Genomic DNA, 26,317 nt, shown 5'->3' with positions numbered 1-26,317 from the left:
GCCCGTTTTTCCTGCATGATGCCGGTTGCTCCGGGCGGCTTTCCGCGGCCCAACATAAAGAAAATGACACGAAAGTGACCCGGCAGTTTTTGTTATGGTGCAGCTCGTTTTTTTAACGGACTGTTTCAAGCCCAGGGATCGGCATTTTCTTTTCAGAGTTGCTACAGAAATGCCCCAACCGATTCCGATCAAAGACCACGAAAAAGAGACGCGCCTGGTCAACAAGAGACTGATGGCCTGTGCCTTGTTCGTCGTCGCCATCACCTGTGCACTGGTGGTGCGCCTGTACGTACTGCAGGTGGTGGAATTCGATTATCACTCGACGATCTCCGAAAACAACCGTGTCCACGTGCTGCCGATCACGCCTACCCGCGGCTTGATCTATGACCGCAACGGCGTGGTCCTGGCGGACAACCGGCCCAGCTACAACCTGACCATCACTCGCGAACGCGCGTCCGACGTCAATCAGGAACTGGACGAAGTGATCAGCCTGCTGCACCTGCCTGCCGAAGACCGCACGCAGTTCGACAAGGCGATGAAACAGGCACGGCATCCGTTCGTGCCGGTGACCTTGTTCTATGAACTGACCGAGGAGCAGATCGCGGTACTGGCGGTCAACGAGTTCCGTTTGCCGGGCCTCGATGTCGAGCCGCAGTTCGTGCGGCACTATCCGTTGGCCGAGCACTTCGCGCATTCAGTCGGCTACGTCGGACGGATCAACGAGAAAGAGTCCAAGGTCCTGGATACCGTCGAGTATCGAGGTACCCAGTCCATCGGCAAGACCGGGGTCGAAAAATTCTACGAGTCGCAACTGCACGGCCATGTCGGTTACGAGGAAGTCGAGACCAATGCCCAGGGCCGCGTGTTGCGCGTGCTCAAGCACACCGATCCGGTGCCCGGTGAAAACATCGTCCTGAGCCTGGACGTCAAGCTGCAGGAGGCCGCCGAGCACGCCCTGGGCGATCGTCGTGGCTCCGTGGTCGCGCTGGATCCGTCGACCGGTGAAGTGCTCGCCATGGTCAGCAACCCGAGTTTCGATCCGAACCTGTTCGTCACCGGTATCAGCTCCAAGGAATACTCGGCGCTACGCGACTCCATCGATCGACCGCTGTTCAACCGTGTGCTGCGCGGGCTCTACGCGCCGGGCTCGACCATCAAGCCGGAAGTCGCGATTGCCGGGCTCGACGCCGGCATCGTCACGCCGCAGACCCGGGTCTTCGATCCAGGTTATTACCAACTCCCGGACTTCGACCACAAGTACCGCAACTGGAACCACAGCGGCGACGGTTGGGTGGACATGGACGCGGCAATCATGCGCTCCAACGACACCTACTTCTACGACCTCGCGCACAAGCTGGGCATCGATCGACTGCACGACTACATGGCCATGTTCGGCCTCGGGGAAAAGGTCTCGCTGGACATGTTCGAAGAGTCCCCCGGCTTGATGCCGTCCCAGGCCTGGAAGCGCGCCACGCGGCGTCAGCCGTGGTTCCCCGGGGAAACCGTGATCCTCGGCATCGGCCAGGGCTACATGCAGGTCACGCCGCTGCAACTGGCGCAGGCCACGGCGCTGATCGCCAACAAAGGCGTGTGGAACCGCCCGCACCTGGCCAAGACCGTCGACGGGGTCGCGCCGGTGGACGAGCATCCGATGCCGAATATCCTGCTCAAGGACCCGCGCGACTGGGAGCAGGTCAACCACGGCATGCAGATGGTGATGCACGACGCCCGCGGGATCGCCCGGGCGGCAGCGGCGGGGGCGCAGTACCGGATCGCCGGCAAGAGCGGCACCGCGCAAGTGGTGGCGATCAAGCAGGGCGAGCGTTACAACCGCGCGAAGACCCGCGAGCGCAACCGCGACAATGCCTTGTTCGTCGGATTTGCCCCGGCCGAACATCCGCGAATCGTGATTTCGGTGATGATCGAAAACGGCGAGGCCGGTGGCCGTGTCGCCGGTCCGGTGGTGCGGCAGATCATGGACGCCTGGCTACTCGATCAGGACGGCCACCTCAAGCCGCAATACGCCGTGCCGAGCAAGGCACCGGGCGATCCTCACGTATAAGCGATCTATCATCCGCAGAAAATCATGAGCTCAGTCGGTCAGTCGCTGTTGCAGGCTTTCGAGAAAGATCGTCTCGGCACGGCTCATGCGCTGCTCGCGGTTCCACAGCAAATGAATGTCCACATCGGCAATCCCTTCGTGGGGCGGCAGGCGCCAGAGCAATCCGGCGTCGACGTCGGCCGCCACCACGTGCTCGGGCAGGCAACCGATACCGAAGCCGGCGATCACCAGTCGCCGCACTTCTTCCAGGCTCGGCGACGAGGCTACGATGCGTCCGCTGAAGCCCTGCTGGTCGCGAAAGATCGTCAACGGCGAGAGCATGCCGCCAATCTGGTCGCTGGTGAAACTGACGAAATTCTCCCGCTGCAAATCCCCTTCGGCGACGTCACGTCGACCGAACAGCGCATGGTGCTTGCCGCAAAAAAACGCATAACGCTGGCGCAGGAAGAGACGCTGTTCCAGGCGCGGCTGCGGGCGCCGGTTGAGGCTCAGGCCCAGAGTAGCGGTTTTTTCCTGGAGGGCGCTGACGATATCGGAACTGCGCATCACCTCGACCTCCAGATCCACCCGCGGGTGCTGGCGATGAAAGTCGGCGAGGAAGTCATCGAAGCGCTCGGAGAAGATCCGGCTGATGATCAGCAGGCGCACCTTGCCGATGACTTCGTCGGCCGGTTGTTCCAGCACGCTGCTGACCTGGGACATCTGCCCGTAGATTTCCCCGGCCAGTGCGAAGATCTGCTCGCCGACTTCGGTCAGGGCAAACCGTGGCCCGCGCCGGGCGATCAGTTGCCGCCCCAGTTGTTCTTCCAGGCGCTTGAGCGCCTGGCTCACCGCCGGCTGTGTCAGGTGCAGGCGGGCGGCCGCGCGGCTGATGCTCAGCTCCTGGCCGATCACCCGAAAGGTGCGCAGCAGGTTCCAGTCCAGGCGGTCATTGAGCAGGCGGTCCATAGGTGTTCACGGAAAGTAAAAACATGAAAGGGCAGGTCTCCCCGCAATGGGCCAGATCCTAACATCGTTCGCCTGGCGGCGCAGAAAAGCTCATGGGCCAAGGCATCAACTGATCGCATGCCGCCGGCCGCTGTTCAAGTCGATCCATGCTCAATGGATCGACTTGGCCCTGACTGCTCAAACCACTCCAGGCCACAATGGATTCACTGCTGCAGGATGAACGTCGCCAGGCTGTGCAGATCGTCCGGGCTCAACTGCGCGAAAGGCGGCATCGGGATATCCCCCCATTTGCCGCTACCGCCGTGCTGAATGCTCGACGTCAGCTTGGCCAGGGCCTGCGGGTCATTGGCGTACCGGGCCGCCACATCGTGATAAGCCGGGCCGACGACCTTGTGATCGATGGCGTGGCAGGACAGGCAGGCGTTGTTCTGCAGCAAGGTCGTGGCGTCGACTTTTGCCATAGGGGCTGGCGCTGGTTGGCCCGCCGACGGGTTCGAGGCCGCCTGTACATCGGCATCGCTCGCCTTGGCACTGCCGTAGGTGGCCGCCAGGTAGGCGCCGATGATGGTCACGTCCTGATCGCTGATCGGAGCACCGTACACGTGCTGCATCTTGCCCGCTTCCGCCGTCCACTGCGCCAGGCTCATGCCCGGGGGCTGGAAGTTGATGTAGTCGGCGGAATGGCAGGTGGAACACTTCTGCTGGGCAAGCGCGTAACCAGGCAGCGTACTGGGCTTCAACGCCGCCGTTTCCGCCGGCAAGGTGATCGTCAGTGGCGCTGCGTTGGCGATGCCAGCCAGGCAAACGTGCGCCGCGCACAGCCAGCGGGTCATGATTTTCATGGGTTTCATCCGGCTCTCCTCAGGCGACGGTCACGTGGCTGGTTTCGACGACGTGGCGGCGGTAGCCGGCAGGGTTCCAGTCGGCTTGCAGCGGTTGAGTCTCGCCCGCGCTGTTAGTGGCGCGCACCATCAGCTGTGTGGCGCCCTTGCTGGTGAAGGTGATCGCCAGCGTCCATTCGCGGAAGGAGAAACGGCCGAGGTCCTGGCCAAGCGTGGCTTCACGCCAGAGCTTGCCACCGTCGATGGACAGTTCCACCTTGTTCACTCCGGCACCGCCGTCGAACGCGATGCCCTTGAGCAGCACGTTTTTTTTCAGCGGCAACACATCGCCCTGTTTAACGCTGGTGATGAAGCTGCGCACCGGCAGTTTGGAGATCGGCTTGGTTTGCGCCGGGGTGGTGCCGGGGGCGATGCAGAAACAGTCGTTGTCCGGAACCCGGTAACCCTTGGCCATGAAGAAACCGTCGTAGGTATGGTCGACGACTTCGATCTCGCTCAGGTGCTTGACCCAGTAGGTGCCGAAATAACCGGGCACCACCAGGCGGATCGGATAACCGTTGAGGAAGGGCAGGTCGGTGCCGTTCATCGACCAGGCGATCATCGGCTCACCGTCCATGGCATGGCTGATGTCCAGGGCCTTGATGAACTCCGGTGTGCTTGGCAGTACCGGTTTGTCGAGGCCGCGGAAGGTCACTTGTTTGGCGTCGGCTTTCACCCCCGCTTTTTCCAACACAGCCTTGAGCGGCACACCCACCCAGCGTGCATTGCCCATTGAGCCGTTGCCCAACTGCGCGCCGAACACCCGCGGCATCGAGAAGCCGCGGCTGTTGCCCGAGCATTGATTGACGGCCACCACTTCCACCGGCTCCGCCAGCGCCTTGAGCTCTGCAAGGGACAGCGACAACGCAGTGTCGACCGCACCCTTGACCGTCAGCCGGTAGCTGTCCGGATCGATGCTGGTGGGGAAATTGGCCAGGTGGTAACGCACGAAAAAAGCGTCATTGGGGGTGATCGGCCCTTCGTTGAAGACCGCGAAGGGCGTCTCCAGGTGCGGTGGGCGGGTGGTCACCAGGGTCAGCGGGCGCTTTTGCGGGTATTGCACCAGCGGCCGCGGGCCCGCCGCGAATGTCACTTCCTCGGCGCTTTCGTCCGCTGCCCGGGCGAGGCTGGCCAAGGGGGAGGCGGCCACAGCCAGGGTCAAGGCATCGCGCAAAACGCGCCGTCGGGTGGGTTTGCTGTTATCGACAAAACTGAACTTCATTCTGCGCTCTCTTTGATTGTTTTTTTGAGATGCAACCGATAGCCCCATCAGGGCACAAAGGCATCGGTCTAGACGTGTCGCGTCACTGTTCGATGAGCCAACCAGTATCGCCAGGCGCGGGGTGTCTGCTTCTCATTGAGCGACAGTGATTTAGCAGTTGATGACAGAGGACGGGCCATGCGGGGGCCACATTTGGAAGCAGCTGAGCGTGATCTGCACCTTGTCCAGCGAGTCACACTCTGACACGGCAATCCCAAATTATAAGCGTGGTTTATAATTAAAATAACAAATAGAAAATTGACTAATCATCGCCCGCGGACGAAAAATCATCACCAGACCGGCGCCGCCAGAGCGCCGCTGATTGTTCGTTTATCTCCTGCCAAAAATATAAACAAAGGAGTCCGCCCCCATGAAGCCTCCCGCTTCGTCCCAGCCGCGCCGTGCGGCTGCCGCAGCCTTTATCGGCACCATGATCGAGTGGTACGACTTTTACATCTACGCCACCGCCGCCGCGCTGGTGTTCGGTGCGCTGTTCTTTCCCTCCGACGACAAACTGTTCAGCACCATGGCCGCGTTCGGCACCTTCGCCGTGGGTTTCTTTGCGCGGCCGTTGGGTGGGATTGTCTTCGGGCATATCGGCGACCGCATCGGCCGCAAGAAATCGCTGATCATCACCTTGCTGATGATGGGCGTGGTCACGGTGTGCATCGGCTTGCTACCGACCTACGCGCAGATCGGCGCCGCCGCACCGGTGTTGCTGATTCTGCTGCGCATCGTCCAGGGCATTGCCGTCGGTGGCGAGTGGGGCGGGGCGGTGTTGATGGCCGGCGAGCATGCGCCCAAGGGCCGACGCAATTTCTTTGCCTCGTTCGCGCAACTGGGCAGCCCGGCGGGTTTGATCCTGTCGCTGCTGGCCTTCAGCGCGGTCACCCGTTTGCCGGAAGAAGACCTGATGAGCTGGGGCTGGCGCTTGCCGTTCCTCGCCAGTTCGCTGTTGTTGCTGGTGGGCCTGGCCATTCGCCTGGGCGTGAACGAGTCGCCGGAGTTTCTCGCCAGCCGCGCGCAGGCCAGCAAAAACCAACGCAAGGAACAGGCGCCGGTCATGGAAGTGCTGCGCACCGCCTGGCGGCCGCTGCTGTTGTGCATCGGCGCCAACACCCTGGGCATCGCCGGGGTGTATTTCACCAACACCTTCATGATCGCCTACACCACGCAACAACTTGAGCTGCCGCGCTCGTTGATCCTGGAGTGCCTGTTCGTCGTCGCGATCATCCAGTTCTGCATTCAACCCCTGGCGGCGTGGGTCGCCGAGAAGATCGGTGCGACCCGTTTCCTGTGCCTGGTGTCGCTGCTGGCCATGGCCTCGCCTTACCCGATGTTCGTGTTGGTGAGTTCGGCCCAGGCGCCGCTGATCATCCTCGGCATTGCCCTGGCGGTGGTGTGCATGGCGTCGTTTTATGCCGTGATCGCAGGGTACGTCAGCGGAATGTTCGAGACCCGGGTGCGCTACACCGCGATCTCCCTGGCGTACCAGATCTGCGGGGCCGTGGCGGGTGGTTTGACGCCGCTGATCGGCACGATGCTGGCGCACAAGTTCGCCGGCCAATGGTGGCCGATGGCGGTGTTCTACAGCCTGATCGCCGCAACGTCCTTGATCTGTGTCCTGTCCCTTGCCCGTCGCCATGCCAGTGCTGAACGCGTGGAAATGGCCAACGCCTGACGCCGAACCGAACTGTAGGAGCCGGCTTGCCGGCGAAGACGGTCGAAAGATCGATGCATGTCTTGAAGGCCTCTTCGCCGGCAAGCCGGCTCCTACAAAGCGTCGTTTTGCATTTTCCTGGAGTGATTTATGTTGAAGATTAATGGCGAACGCCTCTGGGCGAGTCTGATGGCGATGGCCGAAATCGGTGCCACTGCCCGTGGCGGCAGCTGCCGCCTGGCCTTGAGCGACGAAGACAAGGCCGGTCGCGAACTGTTTGCCCACTGGTGCCGCGAGGCCGGCATGACCCTGAGCGTCGATGCCATCGGCAACCTGTTCGCCCGCCGCGCCGGTACCGATCCCGATGCCGCACCGGTGATGATGGGCAGCCACCTCGACACCCAGCCTGAAGGCGGTCGGTTCGATGGCGTGTACGGCGTGCTCGCCGGCCTGGAAGTGGTGCGCTGCCTCAATGATCTGGGGATCCAGACCCGCAAGCCGCTGGAAGTGGCGGTGTGGACCAACGAAGAAGGCGCACGCTTCACCCCGGCGATGTTCGGCTCGGCGGTGTTCACCGGCATCATGCCGCTGGACGCGGCGCTGGCGGTGCGCGATGCCGATGGCATCAGCGTCGCACAAGAGCTGCAGCGCACGGGATACGCGGGCGATCGTCCGTTGGGCGGTGCGGTGGATGCATACTTTGAAGCGCATATCGAACAGGGGCCGATCCTCGAAGACAACGCAAAAAGCATCGGCGTGGTCAGCGGCGGCCAGGCGATCCGCTGGCTCGACGTGCGCGTCGAAGGCATGGCCGCCCACGCCGGTACGACGCCCATGCCCCTGCGCAAGGACGCCTTGAACGGCGTGGCGCGGATGATCCAGGCCATCGAAGGCCTGGCTGCCGATTTCGCCCCCGAAGGCCTGACCACGGTGGGCGAGTTGAGCATCAACAAGTCCTCGCGCAACACCATTGCGGGGCTGGTCAACTTCACCGTCGACCTGCGTCATCATCGCGACGAAGCCATCGAGGCCATGGAGCAACAGGTTCGTGCGCGACTGCAGGCGATCGCCGACGGTCGCGGTTTGAACCTGACCATTACCCCACACTGGATCAGCCCGGCCACGCCGTTCGATGCCGATTGCGTGGCGGCGGTGCAGCAGGCGGTGGATGCCCTGGGCTACGCCCAGCAATCGATCGTCAGCGGTGCCGGGCACGACGCGATTCACCTGGCGCGGTTCTGCCCGACGGCCATGGTGTTCATTCCGTGTGTGGGTGGCCTGAGCCATAACGAAGCGGAAGATGTGTTGCCCGAAGATGTGCGCCAGGGCACTGATGTGCTGCTCAACGCCGTGCTGGCTCGCGCCGAAGTCACTGGGTAAACACTATTCCCATGTGGGAGCGGGCTTGCTCGCGAAGAGGGAGTGTCAGTCGATGCAGATGTTATTTGACGCACCGCTTTCGCGAGCAAGCCCGCTCCCACATTCAGGCCGTACTCAGTTTCAAGATTTTAGTTAACTGACAGGTATTCACTCCATGCGCAGTTTTTTCCACCCCGAACAATTGCTCCACCATCCACGCAGCTACTACTCCCGTGGCCAGATGCGCACCCCCCAGGAAGTACCCGAGCGCGCCCAGCGCCTGGTGCAGGCATCAAAGGCATTGGGTTTCAAGGTCGAACAACCCGTTGATGCCGGGCTCGATCCGCTACTGGCGGTGCACGGCGCGCCTTACCTGGCGTTCCTCCAGGAAGCCCACCAGCGCTGGAAGGAGATCCCCGAGGATTGGGGCGACGAGGTGATGTCGAACATCTTCGTGCGTGAGCCCAACGCCTTGCGCGGGGTGCTCGCACAAGCCGCGCGCTACCTGGCCGACGGCAGTTGCCCGGTGGGCGAGCAGACTTGGCGTTCGGCCTACTGGTCGGCGCAAAGCGCAGTCGCCGGCGCCCAGGCCCTGCTCGATGGCGAACCGGCGGCCTATGCCTTGTGCCGTCCACCGGGGCACCATGCCCGGGCCGAAGCGGCGGGCGGTTTCTGTTACCTGAACAACGCCGCGGTGGCGGCCCAGGTGTTGCGTGGTGGTTTTGCGCGGGTGGCGGTGCTCGACACCGACATGCACCACGGCCAGGGCATCCAAGAGATCTTCTATGATCGCGATGACGTGCTGTATGTCTCGGTGCATGGCGATCCGACCAATTTTTATCCGGGGGTTGCGGGTTTTGCCGATGAGCGTGGCGTCGGAGCGGGCGAGGGGTTCAACCTCAACTTGCCGATGGCCCATGGGGCTAGCGAGGCCGACTTCCTCGAGCAGCTGGATGTAGCTCTGGAAGCGGTGACGGAGTTCGGTGCCGAGGTGTTGGTGTTGTCCTTGGGGTTCGATATTTTCGAGCTGGATCCGCAGAGCAAGGTGGCGGTGACTCGGGAAGGGTTTGCGGTGCTCGGCGAGCGGATTCGCAGCCTTGGATTGCCGTGTTTGATCGTGCAGGAGGGGGGGTATCACCTGGAGAGTCTGGAGGATAATGCGCGGGCGTTTTTTGTGAGCCCTGAGGTTTGGCAGCTCTGAAATTTTTGCTGTCCGGTCTATCGCCTTCGCGAGCAAGCCCGCTCCCACATTGTTCAGCGTCGATCACAAACCTGTGGTCCAACTCGGTCAAGTATGGGAGCGGGCTTGCTCGCGAAGAACGATGACACGATCCACCTGCCGGAACACAAGCGCCGTAAGGCACTTGCCATCGCCCTGACGTTAACGTAAAGATTGCGGCAGGGCGCCGACGTATGAAGGCGCAGGGCGGACGACCCGGAGCGCTTGATGACGCTAATAAAAACAAACTCCCCCAAACTGCATCGTGAAGCCCGGCTGGCCCGGGAAAAACTGCATCTGGAAGGCGAAGTCCCGGACGGTGTCCTGCGCGCGGAGATCGATGCTTCGTGGCGGCGCAGCCTCAGCCATGGCGTGCATTTCAATGCCAAGCATGAGCTGGTGCTGGAATCGAGTGCCAGCGTCGATGTGTTGCTGGCGAGCAATCGCCTGCTGATCGATGCGGCGTTGCCGGCGATCGATTACCTGGCCGAACGCCAGGGCAAGGAAGGGCTGATCATCCTCGCCAACTCCGACGCCACCATCCTCGCCGTTGAAGGCCGCGCCGACCGCCTCAAGGGCAGTGGCCTGCAGGACATCACCCTCGGCGCCTGCTGGAGCGAAGCCGCGCGCGGCACTAACGCCCTCGGCACCGCCCTGGTGGAGGCCCGGCCAACCCTGATCGATTGCGGCGAACATTACCTGGATCGCCTCAGTGATTTTTCCTGCACCTCGGTGCCGATCCATTGCCCCCAGGGCGACATCCTCGGCGTGCTCGACCTGACCCGCGAAGGCCCGCTGGGCCGCGCCCACGACAGCACCGCGCTGCTGGCCATGGCCGTCAGCCAGATCGAGAGCCGGGTCTTCAACTCAAGCTATCCGGACGAAATCGTCCTGGCTTTCCATAGTCGCCGTCAATACCTCGAATCGCCGTGGCAGGGCCTGCTGGCGGTGAGCCTGGGCGGGCAGATCCTCGCGGTCAGCGCCCAGGCCTGCCAGTTGTTGCATGCCGAACGCTCGGCGCTGGTCGGTCGGCGCTGCGAAGAGTTCCTCGGGGTCGATGGCCTTCAATTACTGGCACGCCTGCATCAGGGCGGCATCGGCAGTCTGCAGACCGCCAAGGGTGAATTCTTCTACAAGACCCTGCGCGCGCCGCAACGCTCGATCAACGTCGGCAGCTCGCCACGCACCGTCGCCAAACCTGCGAAAAACCAGCCCGACCTGGAATCCCTGGCCGGCAGCAACGCCCGTTATGCCCGTGCCCTGCGCATGGCCCGCCAAGGCCTGGCCAACCAGTTGCCGGTGTTGCTGCTGGGTGAAACCGGCACCGGCAAGGAAGTCATCGCCCGTGCCCTGCACATGGCCGGCAGCCGCTGCGACAAACCTTTCGTCGCGGTCAACTGCGCGGCGATCCCCGAAGGCCTGATCGAGTCGGAGCTGTTCGGCTACCGCGAGGGTGCGTTCACCGGTTCGCGCCGGGGCGGCATGGTCGGGCGGCTGCAACAGGCCCACGGCGGCACCTTGTTCCTCGATGAAATCGGTGACATGCCGCTGGCCTTGCAGGCCCGTCTGCTGCGCGTGCTGCAGGACCGCAAGGTCGCGCCATTGGGCGCCGGCGAAGAGCAGGACATCGACGTCGCGCTGATCTGCGCCACCCACCGCGACCTCAAGCGCCTGGTGGAAGACAAACACTTTCGCGAGGACCTGTTCTACCGGGTCAACGGCATCAGCGTGATGCTCCCGGCGCTGCGCGAGCGCGAGGATTTCAGCGCACTGGTAGGCCGTCTGCTGGCCAGGCTCGACGCGCCGAACATGGTCCTGCACGACGACTTGAACCGCTTGCTCGAGGGCTATCACTGGCCGGGCAACATCCGCCAACTGGAGATGGTCCTGCGCACCGCGCTGGCCATGCGCGAACCCGGGGACACGGTGCTCACCCTCGATCATTTGCCCGACAGCATGCTCGACGACCTCAACGCCAGCGAACGGCCCCAGGCCGGCAGCATCCGTGAAAACGAACTGGAGATGATCCGCCAGTCCCTGGACAGCCATCAGGGCAACGTCTCGGCGGCTGCCGACGCCCTGGGCATCAGTCGCGCGACCCTGTATCGCAAGCTCAAACAGTTGCGCTCGTGATGCAGCGCCTGATCGTGCGGCTGATCGACAGCCAGAACCCCGAGGCTTTGCAAGCCGCGTTGCGCTGGCTGTACAGCTTCGTGCGCCCGCACCGCCTGGCGATCGCCGGGCTGCTGGGCCTGTCGGTCTGCGCCTCGGCGTTGGTCCTGGTGCAGCCGTGGCTGACCAAGCTGCTGATCGACGATGGCCTGCTGGCGCGCAACTTCCCGATGCTGGTGCTGATCGCCGGGCTGATGATCGTCGCGGGCTTGCTGGGCACGGCGTTGTCCGGGATCAACCGGTACCTGCACACGCGCTTGTCCGGGCGCATGCTGTTTGCCCTGCGCGATGACCTGTACCGGCATTTGCAGACCCTGTCGCCGAGCTTCTACGGCCAGCGGCGCATCGGCGACCTGATGTCGCGGCTGGATGGCGACGTGGCGGAGATCCAGCGCTTTGCCGTGGATTCGTTGTTCTCGGCGGTGTCGAGCGTGATCGGCCTGGTGGTGGCCGTGGCGATGCTGCTGACCCTGTCGTGGAAGCTGTCGCTGCTGGCGCTGGTGCTGATTCCCCTCGACGTGCTCTGGCTGCGCTGGATGCGGCGCAAGGTCGAGCGCGATGTGCGGCAGTTGCGCGAACGCTCGGCGGACATGTCGTCGTTCATGGTCGAGACGCTGCCGGTGATGAAGTTCATCCAGTCCGCCGGCCAGCAGCAGCGCGAAGCTCGGCGTCTTGAAAGTCTGGGCCAGGGTTACATGAGCCAGTTGCTGCGCCTGCAGGTCACCGAGTTTTTCACCCAGGCCGTGCCGGGTACGCTGACCTCGCTGTCGCGGGCCTGTGCATTCCTGATCGGCGGTTATTGGGTGGTGCAGGGCACCTGGCAGTTGGGTGCATTGATCGCCTTTTCCACCTACCTGGGCATGGCCGTGGGACCGGTGCAGAGTTTGCTCGGGCTGTATGTGGCGGTGCAGCGGATGACCGTCAGCCTCGGGCGGGTGATGGAACTGCGTGGCGAACAACCCACGGTGCTCACTCCCGTTGCGCCCCGGTCGATGCCGACTTCGGGCGATCTGCGATTCGACGATGTGCATTTCAGTCATCCCGGTCGGGCGACGACCTTGCGCGGCATCCAAGCGTGCATTCCCTATGGGTTGAAAGTCGCCCTGAGCGGAGGCTCAGGCGTCGGTAAATCCACGCTGATCGACCTGCTGCAACGCCATCACGATCCACAGTCCGGCCGGGTATTGCTGGGGGAGGTGGATGTACGCGAACTCGACCTGTTCGAATTGCGTCGGCGCATTGCCGTGGTCAGCCAGGACATCGTGCTGTTTCGCGGCAGCCTGGCCGACAACCTGGCCTACGCCGTGCCGGATGCCAGCCGTGAAGCGATTGCCGAAGTGGCGCGGCTGGCGCAACTCGACAGCCTGATCGCGACCTTGCCCGAGGGCCTCGACAGCCCGTTGGGGGAGCGCGGCCAGCAGTTGTCCGGCGGGCAAAAACAACGCATCGCCATTGCCCGCGCCTTGTTGCAGGACCCGCTGATCCTGGTGCTCGACGAAGCCACTTCGGCGGTGGACGAAGCCACCGAGCGCGAAGTGATCGAAGCCATCGACCGGCTGTTTGCCGGGCGTACGCGCATCCTCATCAGCCATCGCCCCTCGACCCTGGCCGATGCCGACCTGCGCTTTGAATTGCTCGATGGCGTGCTGGTGTCGAAAACGGTGCTGCATGAGGCCTGAGCTGTGCATTGGCGTAGTAGACAGCGGTCACTCGGCGGCGCAACGGGTGCAAGTGGTCGCCGGCCGGCGTTTTTCCCTGGTGGAGGACGGGCTGGCCGAAAGCGATTTACGTGACGATCCGCTGGGCCATGGCAGCGCGGTGATCGAAGCCATCGGCCGGCGTGCACCCTCGGCGCTGTTCTGCGTTGCGCAAGTGTTCGACCAGCGCGGGGTGACCAGCGCCTTGCAGATCGCCACGGCCATCGACTGGCTGGTGGCGCAGGACGTGCGCTTGATCAACCTGAGCCTGGGCCTGCGCCAGGATCGCAGCCTGCTGCGCAACGCCTGCGCGGCGGCGGTGGCGCGGGGCGTGCTGCTGTGCGCGTCCAGCCCGGCCCAGGGCGAAGGGGTGTTTCCGGCGAATTATCCTCAGGTGCTGCGCGTGACCGGCGATGCGCGATGCACCGAATTGCAATGGTCATGGCTTGACAGTGCCCAGGCGGATTTCGGTGCTTGCGTGCACGGCACCTATCCCGGGCAATCGGGGGCGAGCCTCGGCTGCGCGGCGTTGAGCGGGCATATTGCCGCTTTCCTGGTCGAGCATCCCGGGGCGAGCAACGAACAGATCGTCCAGTGCCTGCGGGACAACGCCCATTACCGTGGCCCCGAACGGCGTCGCGGCCCATGAGTACGATTGTGGTGCTGGGTGCCGGCCCGGCCGGTGCGGCGGTGGCGCTGGGCTTGCGCCGACTGGGATATCCGGTGACGCTGGTCTGCGAGTGGCGCCGTTTTGCCGCGCTGGAGGGGGTTTCCGTGCGGGTGCTGGAAGCCTTGCGCGGCGCCGGCCTGCAGCAGGCCTTGGCGCAGGCGACACTGCCTTCGCAACGCCAGGTGAACTGGAACGGCCAGCAGCATGCGCAAAACATCGAATTCCTGCTCGACCGCCCGGCCTTCGACCGGGGCTTGCGCGAAGACTTGCGCGAGGCGGGCGTGGACCTGATCGAAGGTCGGGTGCTCGGCGTGTTGTCATCGTCCTCGGGGCATCAGATCCAGGTCGAAGGGCGTGAAGCACTGGACGCGGATTTTCTCGTGGAAGCGCGCGGACGCCAGGCGCCGGCCCTGGGCAAAGGCTTGCGCGGGCCGGAGACGGTCAGCCTGCTCAATCGCTGGCAAGGCGCACCGGGCACGACCGCCAGCGCCGTGGAAAGCCTCGCCGACGGCTGGGCCTGGATGGCGCGACGGGACGACGGTCAATGCTACTGGCAATGGACGGTGGACGTGGCCAGTGCCGGGTTGCCAGGTAAGGCGCAGCTGCTTGAATACTGCCGGCAACGGCGGCGGGCATCGGCAGTGGCCCGGGCTTTTTTCGGCGCCGAGCCAGAGGCCGACCTGCAACTGCATGCCCGCAGCAGCACGGCGATCCTCAGCCCACAGGTGTGCGGCGAGCACTGGATTCGGGTCGGTGATGCGGCGATGGCGGTGGACCCGCTGTCGGGCAACGGTATCTTTCAATCCCTGTCCTCGGCGTTGCAGGCACCGACGGTGATCAACACCTTGTTGCGCAAACCTGAGCGGGCGGGCCTGGCCCAGCGGTTTCACCAGCAGCGGGTGGAGCAGTTGTTCCTGCGGTTTGCGCGCATTGGCCGGGATTTTTATGCCGATGAGCAGCGCTGGCTTGACCAGCCATTCTGGCAGGCGCGGCGGCAATGGCCGGATGCCGAGGTGGCCCATGTCGAGGCGGATTTCAGTGCGTTGCGGATTGAGCGGGCGCCGGTGTTGAAGGATGGGTTTGTCGATGAGGCCGAGGTGGTGATCACGGCGGACCAGCCGTTGGGGATCTGGCATGTGCAGGGGGTGGAGTTGGCGCCGTTGGTGCGGCGGTTGTGGAGTGAGCCGGCTGAGCAGGCACTGGCAGGTTTGACTGTGGAGCAGGGGAGAATGGTTCGGGGGTGGTTGTTGGCTCAGGGATACAAACCCTGACCCTTGCAATTGGCTGGCCTGGCCCTATCGCCAGCAGGCTAGCTCCCACAGTAGTTTTGTGTCGATCACAAATCCCCTGTGGGAGCTAGCCTGCTGGCGATGGCGGCCGTGAGGGCGCCGCCGATTAGAGCTTGATCAACACCGACTTCAATTCAGTGTAATGCTCGATCGCCGCATACCCCATCTCGCGCCCGACCCCCGACATCTTGTACCCCCCAAAGGGCAACGCCGGGTCCAGGGCGCTGTGGCAGTTGACCCACACTGAGCCGGACTTGATCCGCGGGATCATCCGGTGCACCGCCGCCAGGTCATTGGACCAGATGCTCGCGCCCAGACCATAAGGGCTGTCATTGGCCATGCGCAGCGCATCGGCTTCGTCGTCGAAGGGAATCGCCACCAGCACCGGGCCGAAGATTTCTTCCTGCACCAGCGAATGTTTTTGATCGACATCGACGATCACCGTCGGCTTGACGAAAAAGCCCGGGCCGAACTGCTCGCCACCGCAGGCGATGGTCGCACCGCTTTCGCGGCCCTTTTCGATGTAACCGTAGACGCGCTCCTGCTGACGTGCCGAGATCAGCGGGCCCATGTCGACGCTCGGGTCCAGGCCATTGCCGAGCTTCATGGCGTTGGCGATGCCGGCGATGTCCGCCACCACATTGTCGAAATGCTTGCGCTGCACATACAGGCGCGAGCCTGCGCAGCAGACCTGGCCCTGGTTGAAGAAGATCGCGCTGGCGGCACCGGCTGCGGCGGTGTGCAGGTCGGCATCAGCCATGACGATGGTCGGCGATTTGCCGCCCAGTTCCAGGGTCACCCGGGTCATGGAATCCATGGCGATCTTGCCGATCTGCTTGCCCACGGCAGTGGAGCCGGTGAAGGTCAGCTTGTCCACCAGCGGGTTGTGGGTCAGGGCGGAGCCTGCGGTGATGCCGGTGCCGGTGACCACGTTGAACACGCCCTCGGGGTAACCCGCTTCCAGCACGAGCTCGGCGAGTTTCAGCGCAGTGAGCGGGGTTTCGTCGGCGGGCTTGAGCACCACGGTGCAGCCGGTGGCCAGGGCCGGGCCGAGTTTCCAGCAGGCCAGCAGCAGCGGAAAGTTCCAGGCGACGATGGCGCCGACCACGCCCACCGCTTCGCGACGGATGAAGCTGTGGAACTGGTCGTTGGGCATCAGCGGCGCCGACACATCCACCGTGGAGCCTTCGATCTTGGTCGCCCACCCGGCCATGTAGCGCAGGAAATCGATGGCCAGCTGCACGTCCATCACCTGCGCCACTGCCGCGCTCTTGCCGTTGTTCAGGCACTCCAGCTGCGCCAGCAGCTCGGCATCGCGCTGCATCAGGTCGGCCAGTTTCCACAACAGGTTCTGCCGCTCCCGGGGGCGAGTGCGGGTCCACGCCGAATCATCGAACGCCTGGCGGGCGGCGAGCACGGCGCGGTCGATATCTTCCGGCGTGGCGCGCGGCACCACGCACAGCACTTCGCCGGTGGCCGGGTTGTGCAGGGGCATGGTCTGGCCATCGGCGGCCTCGACCCAGTCGCCCTTGATGAGCATGCGCGGGGCGCGCTGGATGAAGGCCGAAGTGGCGGGAAGCAGGTTGGGAAGCGACATGATGAAACCTCGTCTTGTTCGTGTGGCGAGGTCTTTCGCAATGGCTGTGCCAGTTATGGTTTTTTGCAACGAGAGCCTGATTTGACGGGTTTGGCAGCTGTTTCCCGGATCGCCATGACGTCGACAAACGTCGCAGATTGCGACTGCGTGAGACACCAGAAACACCACGCCCTGTAGGAGCTGGCTTGCCAGCGAAGAGGCCCTTGAGATCACCTTTTATTTTCAGGCCGCCTTCGCTGGCAAGCCAGCTCCTACAGAGGGCTATGCTTGTCTCAGAGTGAAACAGTTGTCGCGAATTTAAACGTGTAACGCGGATGACACCCCTGGAAAAACCTTGGTCTTTACCAACAAGTAATTGATTCAGCTGGATATTCACAAGCTGGCACGCTCCGTGTATTGCTCATCGCAGACGTTTCTCCTGCCCCCGTCAGCGGCTCACCGCCGGCGGCAGAAACCCAAAAAACGATAAGCCACAAAAATAAGAAAGCACCGTGCGAGGTTCGACGTTGATGAAGAGAAAACTCCGTTCAGGCATGAGCGCCAGCCTGCTGGCCGTAGCGGCTTGTCTAGCGCTGCATTCGTCTCACAGCCTGGCAGCCCGCGACGCCCAGACCATCCTCAAGGAAACCTGCCAGGGCTGTCACACCCCCGAAGCCGATAACGCCCTGAGCCGCATCAGCCATCAGCGCAAGACCCCGGAAGGCTGGCTGATGAGCATCGCGCGGATGCAGACCATGCACGGCCTGCAGATCAGCGATGAAGACCGTCGCACGCTGGTCAAGTACCTGGCCGACACCCAGGGCCTGGCGCCGAGCGAGACCGACGGCGTGCGTTATGCCATGGAGCGCCGGCTCAACACCGTCGAAAAGTTCGACGACCAGACCAGCCAAATGTGCGGCCGCTGCCACTCCGGTGCGCGGGTCGCCCTGCAACGCCGTCCCGCCCAGGAATGGGAGCGCCTGGTGAACTTCCACCTCGGCCAGTGGCCGTCGCTGGAATATCAGGCGTTGTCCCGCGACCGCGACTGGTTCGACATTGCCCGTAAAGAGATGGTGCCGCTGTTGGCCAAGCGCTATGCGCTGGACAACCCGGCCTGGAAACAATGGCTGAGCAGCGCGCCGAAGAGCGAGGCGCTGGTGGGTGACTGGAGCTTCAGCGGACACTTGCCGGGCAAAGGCGAACTGGCTGGTGTGATGAGCGTGACCGCCGACGGCAGCGACACCTTCAAGGTCAGCGTCAAGGGCCAATACGCCGATGGCACGCCGTTCAACGGCGAGGGCAGCGCGATTCTCTACAGCGGCTACGAATGGCGCGGCAACGTCAGCATCGACGGCGTGACCATGCGCCAGGTGTTCGCCGCCCAGGGCAATGCGATGCAGGGCCGCATGTTCGAGGCCGAGCACGATGAACGCGGCCTGGACTTCGTCGCCGCCAAGCAGGGCAGCCAGCGTTTGCTGGCGGTGCAGCCGGGTTATGTGAAGGCCGGCAGCGAAAGCGAAGTGACCCTGATCGGCAGCGGCCTGACCGGCAAGCCGAACTTCGGCAAAGGCGTGGAAGTGCTCGAAGTCGTCTCGCAGAGTCCGGAGCAGATCAAGGTCAAGCTCAAGGCAGCGGCCAATGCCCAGCCGGGCCTGCGCGCGGTCAGCGTCGGTACGCTGAAAGGCCCGAGCCTGTCGGTGTACAGCAAGATCGCCGAGGTCAAGGTGGTGCCGGAATTCTCGGTGGCACGGATCGGCGAGGGCGGTGGTTCGACGCCGAAAGTCCAGGGCCGTTTCGATGCCGAGGCCTGGGGCAAGGGCGCCGACGGCAAGCCGTATCGCATCGGCGTGTTCCCGGCGCAGTGGAAGGTCGAAGCCTTCGACGACCGCGCCAAGGAAGACGAAGACGTCAAGTTCGCCGGCACCATGCATGCCGACACGGGCGTGTTCACCCCGGGCGATGCCGGGCCGAACCCGGCGCGCAAGATGTCCACCAACAATGCCGGCAACCTCAAGGTGATCGCCGCCGTCGACGATGCAGGGAAATCCCTGACCGGCGAAGGCCACATGATCGTCACCGTGCAACGCTGGAACAATCCACCCATTCCTTGAGTTGGCTGACCCAAACGGCTTCAGACACTTTTTCGGAATGATCGCAGGCCCCGCAACCGGGGTTTGCCCAGGAGGTTTGCAATGGGCGCTATCTTGAATCTGGTCGAACGCAACCTGCACGAAGTGCTGGTGGATGCCGACCGCATGCTGTTTCACATCCCCAGCAGTTCGCTGTTCGCCAGCGATGAACTGACGGGCACCATCATCGATACCCTGCGCGGCCCAGGCTGTTCTTCGGACGACTTGATCCAGCGCCTGGCCGCGCGCTTCAACGGCGAGGAAATCACCGAGACCCTGCGCGAGCTGATGGCCCTGGAACTGGTCAGCGACGGCTCGCCGCTGACACCGGACATCGCCGCCAAACGCGTCGAGCGCACGGCGATCAATACCGTGGTGCTCAACGTCAACACCGGCTGCAACCTGAGCTGCACCTACTGCTACAAGGAAGACCTCGACAAGCCCTCGGCGGGCAAGAAAATGGAGGTCGAAACGGCGATCGCCTCGGTGGAAATGCTGCTACGCGAATCCCCGGACGAAGAGCGGTTTACGGTTGTGTTCTTCGGCGGCGAACCGCTGAGCAATCGCAAGCTCATCGAGTACATGGTCGATTACTGTGAGAAGCGTTTTCGCGAAGCCGGCAAGTTCGTCGAGTTCGTCATGACCACCAACGCCACGCTGCTCACCGAAGACACTGTGGACTACCTCAATGCCCACCGCTTCGGGCTGTCCGTCAGCATCGACGGGCCGAAAACCGTGCACGACCGCAACCGCATCACCGTGGGCGGGCAGGGCACCTATGACGTGGTGCGGCGCAAGGCCGAAATGCTGCTTTCTCGCTACAACAGCCGTCCGGTGGGCGCGCGGGTGACCCTGACCACTGGCGTCACCGACGTCGAAACCATCTGGGATCACCTGTTCAACGAATTGGGTTTCGCCGAAGTCGGCTTTGCCCCGGTGACGTCGGGCGATATCAGCAGCTTCAACCTCACCAGCGACGAGCTGATCGAAGTCTTCGCCAGCATGAAACGCCTCGGTCGGCGTTACCTGGAAGCGGCGCTGGAGCACCGCAACATCGGTTTCTCCAACCTGCACCAGTTGATCACCGACATCCACGAAGGTCACAAAAAGGCGCTGCCCTGCGGCGCGGGCCTGAAGATGCTGGCGGTGGATCACAAGGGTGAATTGAACCTGTGCCACCGCTTTACCGGTTCGAGCCTGCCGACCTTCGGCAATGTCCACAGCGGCGTGAAACAGGTGGAGTTGAACGACTTCCTCTCGCTACGCCTGGACCGCAGCAACACCGGCTGCGAAGACTGCCAGATTCGCAACCTGTGCTCCGGCGGCTGCTACCACGAGAGCTACGCCCGCTACGGCGACCCGACCCACCCGACCTATCACTATTGCGAACTGATGCGTGACTGGGTCGACTTCGGTATCGAGGTCTACACCCGGATCATGGCTCACAACCCTGCGTTCATCAGCAGCTACATCACTCCGCGCAAGGCTCACTGATATGAAACATCTCAAGGCAATCAATAACAAAGCGTTGAAGCTGGATCAGGCCGCGGATGAAAACCGCATCGAAGAAGTGGTGGCGATGAGCTCGGTGGCGGGTTGCGCCTCGACCACCGATCCGGGTTGGGAGATCGATGCGTTTGGCGGTGTGTCGTCGCTTTGCCAGCCGATGGAAGCCGACCTGTATGGCTGCTCCGATCCCTGCTGGTGGCCGGCCCAGGTGCCGGACATGATGAGCACCTACCCGGACTGGAACAAGGATGCCCAGGCGTCCAACGACAACTGGCGCAACCTCGGCACTGTCTTCCCCAAAGACAAGTGATGCCCTTGAAAGCAGCGTACAAGAAGAAGGATTCCAGCATGCACAGCATCAAAGCCTGCGGCCTGGCCGCTTTCGCCGTCCTGAGCGCCGCTTCGCTCACGGTCCTGGCCGATGAAAACACCGCGCTGCAAGTCGGTCACGAATACATGGTGACCACCAATTACCCGAACAACCTGCACGTGATCGACCTGGCCAGCGACACCCTGTACAAGACCTGCAAGCTGCCGGACGCCTTCGGCCCCGGCTCCGTGCAGTTGGCGCCGGACCGCAAGACCGCCTACGTGCTGAACAACCATTACGCGGATGTCTACGGCGTCGAGCTGGACAACTGCAAGCAGGTGTTCCACGCCAGCATCACCCAGAAACCGGGTGAGAAGGCCAAGTCCATGTTCGCCTTCACGGTCAGCCACGACGGCAAAGAGCTGTACACCGTCGCCAACCCGACGTTGATGATGAACGACCGCTACGAAGTGCAGCAGCCTCGGCTCGACGTGTACAAAACCGACGCTGGCCTGGACGCCAAGCCGGTGCGCAGTTTCCCGGCGCCACGCCAGCTGACCATCATGCAGAGCGGTGACGACGGCACGCTGTACGTGGCCGGGGCGGATGTCTACAAGGTCAATGTGCAGACCGGCAAGTTCGACGTGCTGATCCCCAGCCGTCACTGGAAACGCGCGAACTACAGCGCGCCGGACGTGCTCTACGTGTGGAACCAGCAGACCTACCGGCATGACTTCTCGCTGCTCTACACCGCGGCGAAATTCAAGGACAAGCAGCAGGACCCGGCCACCGCCGAATACCTGTACGGCCTGTTCAGTGTCGACCTGAAGACCGGCAAGACCGAAACCACCGACTTCGGGCCCCTGACGGAAATCTACTTCAGCGGCATGCGCTCGCCAAAAGATCCCAACCTGATGTTCGGCGTGCTCAACCGCCTGGCCAAGTACGACATCAAGGAAAAGAAAATGCTCCAGGCGGCGACGCTCGATCACTCCTACTACTGCATTTCCTTCAACAAGGACGGGAGCAAGATCTACCTGGCCGGGACGTTCAACGATGTGGCGATCTTCGATGCCGACAGCCTGAAACAGGTGGGCAGCATCAAGTTGCCGGGTGGGGATATGGCGATTACCACGGCGCAGATTTTTGTGCGGTAATCACTGACGCCATCGCCGGCAGGCCAGCTCCCACACAGTGGCCGATGTTGAATGCAGAGCTGCGGTTCAACTCGGTATTTGTGGGAGCTGGCCTGCCGGCGATGAGGCCCTCAAAAACACTACAAAATCAGACCCCCGGCACCGGACACCCCAAATCCCCCTCCGGGCACTTCAGGTAAGTCTTGAACGTCTCCACCCGCGCCTTGGTCAACTCGGTCACGCAATTGCCGTAGATCAGCGGATAAACACTCCCACCCTCCACCCCGGACGCCGAAAACTTGCACTCGGCATCGCGAAACGCAATCCACGAACGCTGCGCCCCCACCAGCAGTTTTTTCCCGTCAGGGTCGCCCTTCAAACGCGTGGTGATCTGCTGGTAAAGCGCATTCAACTCCTTGTCCACCGCCGCATGCTGCTGCGCGGCACACTGGTTCATCGTCGCCTGGTCGCTGGCGTTGTCGCAGTCCACGGCCTGGGCCTGGGTGATTAGCAGCAAAGGCGTGAGTGCCAGAAGGAAACGTGAGTACATGCAATAGGCTCGCTGTAACAGGGGAATTTGCGCCAGTGTAGCGACGCAAAGACGGCGATTTCGACAACTGACGCCCGATTGATACAACTTTCGGGCTGGACATGTGGTCTTACAGGCCTACTGTTGTTCATTACAGGAGGTGACGTATGAAACCAGTACCCAACAGTTTTGAACGCAAAATCATGCTCAAGTCGCCACGCGCGCTTGTATGGCGCGCCTTGGTCGATGCCGAGGCGTTCGGTCAGTGGTTCGGCGTTGCGCTCGAAGGCCGGCGTTTCATTGCCGGCGAGTGGACGCAGGGGCAGGTTACGTATCCCGGTTATGAACACGTGTTGTGGAACGTGCTGGTCGAGCGGGTCGAGCCGCAGCAATTGTTTTCCTTTCGCTGGCACCCCTATGCGGTGAACCCGAAAATCGACTACTCCCAGGAGCCCACCACGCTGGTCAAGTTCGAACTGCAAGACTACGAAGGCGGTACCTTGCTCAAGGTGTCCGAGTCAGGTTTCGCGCACATTCCCGATGTACGCCAGAAGGAGGCGTATTACATGGACAGCCGTGGCTGGGAGGAGCAATTGAACCGTCTCGAGCAATTCCTCGCCGAAAACGCCAAGGCCCGGGAACGTGCGGGCGAGTGACGGTTATAACCGGTCGGAGAGATTTGGAAGTGCATCTATAGCGAATGTCTTACACGCGGAAACAACTATGTCGTCTGTTACAAATTGGATCCGATGCGTATTCTGGCCCCATCCACTGATGCACAGGAAGTGCTCAGGATCACGGATGATCGGCCATTTGCAAGGGATGCTGACGACAGGGAGTTGTAATGGTCTTGGAAGAACCCGCTTCGGCGGGTTTTTTTATGGGCGTCAGAAAAATACGGGCTGCGTGAACCGCAGCCGGTATTTCATTGCCGGTCGAGTTTCGCCGCCGCACGCTCGGTGATTTGCGCGCGCAGTTGCAATGACGCAGCGGCACGTGCGCGAGCTTCCTCCAGCACCCTGGCGGGCGCGGTTTCCGGGCTACCGGCCTGAAAGGGCGGCGCAGGCGCGTATTCCAGTTGCAATTGCACCAGCTCTGCCGTGTCCCGGTCGAACAGTTCTGCGGCCAGGGTCAGGGCGAAATCGATGCCTGCGGTGATCCCGCCACCGGTCAGCAGATTGCCGTCGCGCACCACCCGATCCTTCACCGCAATTGCTCCCAACGGCGCCAGCAATTGGTGATACGCCCAATGGGTGGTGGCCCGTTTGCCTTGAAGCAGGCCCGCCGCACCCAGCACCAGCGCACCGGTGCAGACCGACGTCACGTACCGCGCGTTGGCAGCCTGGGCCTTGATGAACGCCAGGGTTTGCTCATCTTCCATCAACGGCCCGACTCCGCTGCCCCCGGGCACGCAGATCACATCCAGCGCCGGGCAATCGTCGAAGGTCACGGTCGGCTTGAGCATCAGGCCGGTACTGGCGGTGATGGGCATCAGGTCCTTCCAGATCAGATGCACCTTCACGTCCGGCAGCGAGGCCAGCACGTCATACGGGCCGGTCAGGTCGAGTTGCTGCACCTGTGGAAACAACAGAAAACCGATCTGCAAGGTCATGGTGTTTTTCTCCTGGAGTGGGTGGACGCCTTCACTGTAGGCGCCTAGGATTTGGCGTACACGCCAATCACCCCACGAATTACGCCAACATGCCGAAAACCATTCACGTGCTCGCGTTCGCCAACGTGCAAGTGCTCGATGTCACCGGGCCGTTGCAGGTGTTTGCGTCGGCCAACGACATCGCCTGCCAGCAGGGTTCGCCGCCCCCTTATGCGCCGTCGGTGATATCCAGCGGTGGCGGGGCGGTGATGTCGTCGGCGGGCCTGGCGTTGCTGGCCGAGCCTTTGCCCGAGGAGGGCAGCGACACCCTGATCATCGCCGGGGGTTGGGGCGTCTATGCGGCGGCGCAGGACCCCTCACTTGTCCATTGGGTGCGCGAGCATGCGGCGCAGTGCCGGCGCGTGGCATCGGTGTGCACCGGGGCGTTCCTGCTGGCAGCCAGCGGCTGGCTCGATGGCCGGCGTGTTGTCACCCACTGGACCCGTTGCGAACAGTTGGCGCAGCAACACCCGCAATTGCAGGTCGAGCCCAATCCGATCTTCATCAACGACGGCCCGGTCTGGACCTCGGCCGGCGTCACCGCCGGCATCGACCTGGCGTTGGCCATGGTCGAGGCCGACCTCGGTCGGACCATGGCCCTGGAAGTCGCCCGGCAACTGGTGGTGTTTCTGAAACGCCCGGGCGGCCAGTCGCAATTCAGCGTGACCCTGTCTTTGCAGAAAGAAGGCAACCGCTTCGATGAACTTCACGCCTGGATCAGTGAAAACCTCAGCAAAGACCTCGGCATCCCGACCCTGGCCCTGCAGGCCGGCATGAGCGAACGCAGCTTCGTCCGTCACTACCGCGCCGACACCGGCCAGACCCCGGCCCGGGCCATCGAGCTGATCCGCGTCGAAACCGCGCGGCGCCTGCTCAGCGATACCGGCGTGCCAATCAAGCGGGTGGCCGTGCAATGCGGCTTCGGCAGCGAAGAAACCCTGCGCCGCAGTTTCCTGCGGGCCATGGGGGTAACACCGCAGGCCTATCGCGAGCGCTTTTCAGTCAGCGCGCAAGCAGATCCAGTAACGCCTTGAGCGTAGCCTCGGGCGCTTCTTCGGGAATGTTGTGCCCGACGCCGGCCAGCACCCGGCGCTCGTAATGCCCGGTGAAGTGTTCGATGTCGTCGTCGATCTCGGGTGCCGGGCCCACGCCATCGTCGGCGCCGCACAGGGAAATCGTTGGCACGCTGATCGGCGGTTGTTGGGTCAGCGCCTCTTCCATCGACTCCAGCGCCGGATCGCCCGGCGCATACATGAACCGATGCCGGTATGAGTGAATCACCACCTCGACAAAATCCGGATTGACGAAGGCAGGCTCGCTCAACGGGTACAACTCAGGGCCTTTGGCCCAGGTCGGCGACCACAGTTTCCAGAGCAATTCACACAGGGCCCGGCGATTTTCAGTCAGGCCTGCAACGCCGCGCGGCGTGTGAAAATAGTACTGATACCAGAGGCGATGCTCGGATTCCGGGTCCCGTGGCCGGGTCGAGCGGGGAATGTCCTGCAGGTTGTATCCATCACCGGTCACCAGGCAACGAACCCGCCCCGGCCACAGCGCCGCCACAATGCACGCCGCCCGACCGCCCCAGTCGTAACCGCAAAGGGCGGCTTGCGGGATGAATAGGGCGTCCATCAGATCGAGCAAATCCTGGGCGAGGGCGGCTTGCTGACCGGAGCGCAGGGTGTCGGGGCTGTTGAAGCGGGTCGGGCCATAGCCGCGCAGGTAGGGCACGATCACTCGGTAGCCCTTGGCGGCGAGGGGTGGAGCGATTTCGTCGTAGGCGCGGGGGGAGTAGGGGAAGCCGTGGAGCAAAATGATCGGCTCGCCGGTGATGGGGCCGTGTTCCTCGTAGGCGAGATTCAGGCTTGGAGTCAGGACATGTTGCATCCGCGCATCATTGTTCATTGGACACTCCCGCCTGAGTTGGCTTATCCGAAAAGCACCCTTTGCCAATGATCTTCGCTGATGATGGCAATGGGTACAGGTTCGTCGCGGTTGAGGCCGGTTCGAAGGGGCAGGTCGATGCTGCGATGGATGCGTTGGGACATTCTGGTTCCTTGAATGCGGGTGGGTTGGACAGCTCCGCTGTACCCGTAGAGCATCGATGTTAGGTGGGGATGTAATGGCTTGCAACCGGGTATTTCCGGGGGCTGGACGCGTATTTTGTTTATGAAATGTAGGACGTTGGCCTACACAAGACCCTCGCCGGACATCGAACCTGTAGGAGCCGGCTTGCCGGCGAAGGCGTTCTCAAGTACA

The 26,317-nt window shown here is 62.8% G+C and carries 21 protein-coding genes; 14 read left to right on the top strand and 7 right to left on the bottom strand.

Annotated elements, in window-relative coordinates:
- Window positions 1-169 precede the first annotated feature (169 nt).
- Window positions 170-2,062 (top strand): penicillin-binding protein 2, encoded by a 1,893-nt coding sequence (gene mrdA, locus NPS56_RS30120; protein WP_274078025.1) that lies wholly within the window; start codon window positions 170-172, stop codon window positions 2,060-2,062.
- Window positions 2,063-2,092: 30 nt separating this feature from the next.
- On the opposite strand, the gene NPS56_RS30115 is transcribed toward mrdA, so the two are convergent.
- The 3 genes from NPS56_RS30115 to NPS56_RS30105 all read right to left on the bottom strand — a co-directional run bounded on the left by NPS56_RS30115 (window position 2,093) and on the right by NPS56_RS30105 (window position 5,113).
- Window positions 2,093-3,010 carry a LysR family transcriptional regulator gene (locus NPS56_RS30115; protein WP_274078024.1) on the bottom strand — a complete coding sequence of 306 codons (918 nt, stop codon included), beginning with the start codon at window positions 3,008-3,010 and terminating at the stop codon, window positions 2,093-2,095.
- A 203-nt stretch (window positions 3,011-3,213) separates the two neighbouring features.
- Complete coding sequence (locus NPS56_RS30110; RefSeq protein ID WP_274078023.1) at window positions 3,214-3,861, bottom strand: c-type cytochrome; 648 nt, start codon at window positions 3,859-3,861, stop codon at window positions 3,214-3,216.
- Between the two features lie 10 nt (window positions 3,862-3,871).
- A complete protein-coding gene (locus NPS56_RS30105; RefSeq protein WP_274078022.1) occupies window positions 3,872-5,113 on the bottom strand; it encodes a molybdopterin-dependent oxidoreductase in 1,242 nt (413 codons plus the stop codon).
- Between the two features lie 409 nt (window positions 5,114-5,522).
- On the opposite strand from NPS56_RS30105, the gene NPS56_RS30100 reads away from it, so the two are divergent.
- The 7 genes from NPS56_RS30100 to qhpG all read left to right on the top strand — a co-directional run bounded on the left by NPS56_RS30100 (window position 5,523) and on the right by qhpG (window position 15,200).
- Window positions 5,523-6,833, top strand: a complete 1,311-nt coding sequence (locus NPS56_RS30100) for an MFS transporter (protein ID WP_274078021.1) — start codon at window positions 5,523-5,525, stop codon at window positions 6,831-6,833.
- Window positions 6,834-6,962: 129 nt separating this feature from the next.
- Window positions 6,963-8,192 (top strand): Zn-dependent hydrolase, encoded by a 1,230-nt coding sequence (locus NPS56_RS30095; protein WP_274078020.1) that lies wholly within the window; start codon window positions 6,963-6,965, stop codon window positions 8,190-8,192.
- Between the two features lie 154 nt (window positions 8,193-8,346).
- A complete protein-coding gene (locus NPS56_RS30090) occupies window positions 8,347-9,372 on the top strand; it encodes a histone deacetylase family protein (RefSeq protein WP_274078019.1) in 1,026 nt (341 codons plus the stop codon).
- Between the two features lie 246 nt (window positions 9,373-9,618).
- Window positions 9,619-11,523 (top strand): sigma-54-dependent Fis family transcriptional regulator, encoded by a 1,905-nt coding sequence (locus tag NPS56_RS30085; RefSeq protein WP_274078018.1) that lies wholly within the window; start codon window positions 9,619-9,621, stop codon window positions 11,521-11,523.
- Window positions 11,523-13,241: an ABC transporter ATP-binding protein gene (locus NPS56_RS30080; protein WP_274078017.1), complete on the top strand. Its 1,719-nt coding sequence runs from the start codon at window positions 11,523-11,525 to the stop codon at window positions 13,239-13,241. The genes NPS56_RS30085 and NPS56_RS30080 overlap by 1 nt, the downstream gene beginning before the upstream one ends.
- Complete coding sequence (qhpE, locus tag NPS56_RS30075) at window positions 13,231-13,908, top strand: subtilisin-like serine protease QhpE (RefSeq protein WP_274078016.1); 678 nt, start codon at window positions 13,231-13,233, stop codon at window positions 13,906-13,908. Before NPS56_RS30080 ends, qhpE begins: the two co-directional genes overlap by 11 nt.
- Window positions 13,905-15,200 carry a flavin-dependent monooxygenase QhpG gene (gene qhpG / locus NPS56_RS30070; RefSeq protein ID WP_274078015.1) on the top strand — a complete coding sequence of 432 codons (1,296 nt, stop codon included), beginning with the start codon at window positions 13,905-13,907 and terminating at the stop codon, window positions 15,198-15,200. Before qhpE ends, qhpG begins: the two co-directional genes overlap by 4 nt.
- A gap of 124 nt (window positions 15,201-15,324) precedes the next feature.
- Here the strand turns inward: qhpG and NPS56_RS30065 are convergent, their stop codons facing one another.
- Window positions 15,325-16,815, bottom strand: a complete 1,491-nt coding sequence (locus tag NPS56_RS30065; RefSeq protein WP_274078014.1) for an aldehyde dehydrogenase family protein — start codon at window positions 16,813-16,815, stop codon at window positions 15,325-15,327.
- Window positions 16,816-17,324: 509 nt separating this feature from the next.
- Here NPS56_RS30065 and peaA point away from each other — a divergent pair.
- The 4 genes from peaA to peaD all read left to right on the top strand — a co-directional run bounded on the left by peaA (window position 17,325) and on the right by peaD (window position 21,899).
- Entirely contained in the window at window positions 17,325-18,905 is a 1,581-nt protein-coding gene (gene peaA / locus NPS56_RS30060) for a quinohemoprotein amine dehydrogenase subunit alpha (protein ID WP_274078013.1), read from the top strand.
- Window positions 18,906-18,986: 81 nt separating this feature from the next.
- Window positions 18,987-20,417 carry a quinohemoprotein amine dehydrogenase maturation protein gene (gene peaB / locus NPS56_RS30055; RefSeq protein ID WP_274078012.1) on the top strand — a complete coding sequence of 477 codons (1,431 nt, stop codon included), beginning with the start codon at window positions 18,987-18,989 and terminating at the stop codon, window positions 20,415-20,417.
- Between the two features lies 1 nt (window position 20,418).
- A complete protein-coding gene (gene qhpC, locus NPS56_RS30050; protein ID WP_008016081.1) occupies window positions 20,419-20,742 on the top strand; it encodes a quinohemoprotein amine dehydrogenase subunit gamma in 324 nt (107 codons plus the stop codon).
- 38 nt (window positions 20,743-20,780) lie between these two features.
- A complete protein-coding gene (gene peaD / locus NPS56_RS30045; RefSeq protein WP_274078011.1) occupies window positions 20,781-21,899 on the top strand; it encodes a quinohemoprotein amine dehydrogenase subunit beta in 1,119 nt (372 codons plus the stop codon).
- A 127-nt stretch (window positions 21,900-22,026) separates the two neighbouring features.
- Here the strand turns inward: peaD and NPS56_RS30040 are convergent, their stop codons facing one another.
- Entirely contained in the window at window positions 22,027-22,428 is a 402-nt protein-coding gene (locus tag NPS56_RS30040) for a lysozyme inhibitor LprI family protein (RefSeq protein WP_274078010.1), read from the bottom strand.
- Window positions 22,429-22,574: 146 nt separating this feature from the next.
- Here NPS56_RS30040 and NPS56_RS30035 point away from each other — a divergent pair, with 146 nt between their 5' ends.
- On the top strand, window positions 22,575-23,063 hold the full coding sequence (locus NPS56_RS30035) for an SRPBCC family protein (RefSeq protein ID WP_274078009.1): 489 nt from the start codon (window positions 22,575-22,577) through the stop codon (window positions 23,061-23,063).
- 269 nt (window positions 23,064-23,332) lie between these two features.
- Here NPS56_RS30035 and inhA read toward each other — a convergent pair whose 3' ends face one another.
- Window positions 23,333-24,019 (bottom strand): isonitrile hydratase, encoded by a 687-nt coding sequence (inhA, locus tag NPS56_RS30030; RefSeq protein ID WP_274078008.1) that lies wholly within the window; start codon window positions 24,017-24,019, stop codon window positions 23,333-23,335.
- Between the two features lie 89 nt (window positions 24,020-24,108).
- On the opposite strand from inhA, the gene NPS56_RS30025 reads away from it, so the two are divergent.
- Window positions 24,109-25,092, top strand: a complete 984-nt coding sequence (locus NPS56_RS30025) for a GlxA family transcriptional regulator (RefSeq protein WP_274078007.1) — start codon at window positions 24,109-24,111, stop codon at window positions 25,090-25,092.
- Here the strand turns inward: NPS56_RS30025 and NPS56_RS30020 are convergent.
- A complete protein-coding gene (locus NPS56_RS30020) occupies window positions 25,061-25,963 on the bottom strand; it encodes an alpha/beta fold hydrolase (RefSeq protein ID WP_274078006.1) in 903 nt (300 codons plus the stop codon). The two genes, NPS56_RS30025 and NPS56_RS30020, sit on opposite strands and share 32 nt — an antisense overlap.
- Window positions 25,964-26,317 lie beyond the last annotated feature (354 nt).

It is taken from the genome of Pseudomonas putida (assembly GCF_028682635.1).
GTDB lineage: Bacteria > Pseudomonadota > Gammaproteobacteria > Pseudomonadales > Pseudomonadaceae > Aquipseudomonas > Aquipseudomonas putida_AE.
The sequence above is the reverse complement of the archived record's forward strand: the minus strand, read 5'-3'. Positions and strand labels throughout refer to the sequence as shown.

Bases quoted from the DNA above. Each gene is read 5' to 3' on its own strand.
- mrdA (WP_274078025.1), top strand. From the start codon at position 170: ATGCCCCAACCGATTCCGATCAAAGACCACGAAAAAGAGACGCGCCTG.
- NPS56_RS30115 (WP_274078024.1), bottom strand. From the start codon at position 3,010: ATGGACCGCCTGCTCAATGACCGCCTGGACTGGAACCTGCTGCGCACC.
- NPS56_RS30110 (WP_274078023.1), bottom strand. From the start codon at position 3,861: ATGAAACCCATGAAAATCATGACCCGCTGGCTGTGCGCGGCGCACGTT.
- NPS56_RS30105 (WP_274078022.1), bottom strand. From the start codon at position 5,113: ATGAAGTTCAGTTTTGTCGATAACAGCAAACCCACCCGACGGCGCGTT.
- NPS56_RS30100 (WP_274078021.1), top strand. From the start codon at position 5,523: ATGAAGCCTCCCGCTTCGTCCCAGCCGCGCCGTGCGGCTGCCGCAGCC.
- NPS56_RS30095 (WP_274078020.1), top strand. From the start codon at position 6,963: ATGTTGAAGATTAATGGCGAACGCCTCTGGGCGAGTCTGATGGCGATG.
- NPS56_RS30090 (WP_274078019.1), top strand. From the start codon at position 8,347: ATGCGCAGTTTTTTCCACCCCGAACAATTGCTCCACCATCCACGCAGC.
- NPS56_RS30085 (WP_274078018.1), top strand. From the start codon at position 9,619: ATGACGCTAATAAAAACAAACTCCCCCAAACTGCATCGTGAAGCCCGG.
- NPS56_RS30080 (WP_274078017.1), top strand. From the start codon at position 11,523: ATGCAGCGCCTGATCGTGCGGCTGATCGACAGCCAGAACCCCGAGGCT.
- qhpE (WP_274078016.1), top strand. From the start codon at position 13,231: ATGAGGCCTGAGCTGTGCATTGGCGTAGTAGACAGCGGTCACTCGGCG.
- qhpG (WP_274078015.1), top strand. From the start codon at position 13,905: ATGAGTACGATTGTGGTGCTGGGTGCCGGCCCGGCCGGTGCGGCGGTG.
- NPS56_RS30065 (WP_274078014.1), bottom strand. From the start codon at position 16,815: ATGTCGCTTCCCAACCTGCTTCCCGCCACTTCGGCCTTCATCCAGCGC.
- peaA (WP_274078013.1), top strand. From the start codon at position 17,325: ATGAAGAGAAAACTCCGTTCAGGCATGAGCGCCAGCCTGCTGGCCGTA.
- peaB (WP_274078012.1), top strand. From the start codon at position 18,987: ATGGGCGCTATCTTGAATCTGGTCGAACGCAACCTGCACGAAGTGCTG.
- qhpC (WP_008016081.1), top strand. From the start codon at position 20,419: ATGAAACATCTCAAGGCAATCAATAACAAAGCGTTGAAGCTGGATCAG.
- peaD (WP_274078011.1), top strand. From the start codon at position 20,781: ATGCACAGCATCAAAGCCTGCGGCCTGGCCGCTTTCGCCGTCCTGAGC.
- NPS56_RS30040 (WP_274078010.1), bottom strand. From the start codon at position 22,428: ATGTACTCACGTTTCCTTCTGGCACTCACGCCTTTGCTGCTAATCACC.
- NPS56_RS30035 (WP_274078009.1), top strand. From the start codon at position 22,575: ATGAAACCAGTACCCAACAGTTTTGAACGCAAAATCATGCTCAAGTCG.
- inhA (WP_274078008.1), bottom strand. From the start codon at position 24,019: ATGACCTTGCAGATCGGTTTTCTGTTGTTTCCACAGGTGCAGCAACTC.
- NPS56_RS30025 (WP_274078007.1), top strand. From the start codon at position 24,109: ATGCCGAAAACCATTCACGTGCTCGCGTTCGCCAACGTGCAAGTGCTC.
- NPS56_RS30020 (WP_274078006.1), bottom strand. From the start codon at position 25,963: ATGAACAATGATGCGCGGATGCAACATGTCCTGACTCCAAGCCTGAAT.